Here is a 615-nt window from a genome sequence, read left to right as displayed (position 1 = left end):
GAGGCTAGGTGAGGTTCCCCCGGCCCCCTCAAGGCTGACCGACCTCACCGCCTGCGGCACCGCTCCTTCTCAAGGAGCGGTTTAGCCCAATGCCGTTCCCCAGTTCCTCTGCTTGATCAGGCTACTGCTTACACACATCTCTGAATTAAGCGATACAGGCAGATCCCCCGCTGTTGCCGCCCCCTTGTTAAGGGGGCTATTCACCTCTCGGTTGGGTCTGCCCCCCTTTCTCAAGGGGGGTTGGGGGGATCTAAACCCTGCCAACTACTTAACACGAGACTTATGTATAAACGACAGCCTTGATCAGGAGAGGCCAGCGCTACTGCTCTCAACATACAAGGTGAGGTTCTCCCCTCACACCCGCCCGCCCACACACTCGACCTACAGAAACCACCACCATGGCAAACTACGACGTTACCCAAGCTACCGACAACGGCCTCGGCGATACCGCTGGCACCCTGAGCTGGGCCATCTTGCAGGCTAACCAGGCCGCTGGCGACGACACCATCACCCTGCAAACCAACGTGCAGATTGACGGGGTATTAGACGACAATGAGCCTGTCGGCTGACGACAACTAGAGAGGCGGATTTATTGATTTCGTCATCTGGATCCAA

General features: G+C 57.2%; 1 protein-coding gene. It reads left to right on the top strand.

Annotated features, from left to right (window positions below):
- The first annotated feature begins 398 nt into the window (after positions 1 to 398).
- Positions 399 to 569 (top strand): hypothetical protein, encoded by a 171-nt coding sequence (locus JUK32_RS13675; RefSeq protein WP_204139415.1) that lies wholly within the window; start codon positions 399 to 401, stop codon positions 567 to 569.
- The last annotated feature ends 46 nt before the right edge of the window (positions 570 to 615 follow it).

The organism is Halomicronema sp. CCY15110 (assembly GCF_016888165.1).
GTDB lineage: Bacteria > Cyanobacteriota > Cyanobacteriia > Phormidesmidales > Phormidesmidaceae > Halomicronema.
The sequence above is the reverse complement of the archived record's forward strand: the minus strand, read 5'-3'. Positions and strand labels throughout refer to the sequence as shown.

Excerpts from the sequence above, each read along its gene's own strand:
- JUK32_RS13675 (WP_204139415.1), top strand. The coding sequence starts at position 399 with ATGGCAAACTACGACGTTACCCAAGCTACCGACAACGGCCTCGGCGAT.